The sequence below is a fragment of the Bartonella sp. CM120XJJH genome (assembly GCF_042194715.1).
Taxonomy (GTDB): domain Bacteria; phylum Pseudomonadota; class Alphaproteobacteria; order Rhizobiales; family Rhizobiaceae; genus Bartonella.
Map to the genome: position 1 here is coordinate 1 of NZ_JBHINE010000081.1, position 922 is coordinate 922.

Here is a 922-nt window from a genome sequence, read left to right on the forward strand (position 1 = left end):
TTTTGATTAGAAAGAATTTAAAATGAAAAATTCTATAATAAAAAATTCCAAAAATACAATTTCCTCTTCCATTTCAAATGCAACCGCATCTAATAACAAACAAGAACCTGCAAAAAAATACGAATTTACAGGTGAGACAATAGAGGTTGGCTTTAAAACGCTTCATAGGATTAGAGCTTTAAGAGATTTTGGAGATGTAAAAAAAGGCGATTTAGGTGGTTTTATACAAGGTGAAAGCAACCTCTCTCATGATGGCAATTGCTGGGTCGGAGGGAAAGCCAAGGTTTATAGCAATGCACGGGTTTACGATGATGCCGTTGTAAGTGGCTATGCTCATGTAAACAATGTTGCTTGCATTTATGAAAACGCCCGTGTTTATGGCAAGGCTGTTGTGGCTGGTCAAGTCTATGGCAATGCCAAGGTTTATGGTTTTGCACGCATTTATCCGGATGCTCATATTTTTGATAATGCTCGCGTTTATTATTACGCTTGTGTTTTTAATGATACCAAAATTTATGATAATGCGAAAATTTCCGGATATGCTTGTATTTTTGCAAATGTAAAGATTTTTCGCAATGCGGTCATTAAAGGGGATACTTGGGTTCGCAATAATATTGAAGTCTGTAGTAAAGAAATTGTCTATAACGATCAGTCATTAAAAGAAGCTGCGTAATTGACACGCGCGGGCGCGGCGGGGGCGCCTGCTTTCTAACCAAATTCTTTCATTCAAAAATTAAATCTTCTTATAAAGGAATTGTGCCATGCAAAAGAAATTTGCACTCACAAATGAGACACGTGTAATTAATAATCATACCCTTTATCGCATTAAAGCTTTAAAAGACTTTGCTGATGTTAAAGCAGGTACTTTAGGGGGCTTTATTGAAAAGGAAGATAACCTCTCTCATGATGGCAATTGCTGGGT

1 protein-coding gene is annotated in these 922 nt (G+C 36.8%); it reads left to right on the plus strand.

Annotated features, from left to right (window positions below):
- Positions 1-22 precede the first annotated feature (22 nt).
- Entirely contained in the window at positions 23-673 is a 651-nt protein-coding gene (locus ACFIKU_RS09825; RefSeq protein WP_375657397.1) for a hypothetical protein, read from the plus strand.
- Positions 674-922: the final 249 nt, after the last annotated feature.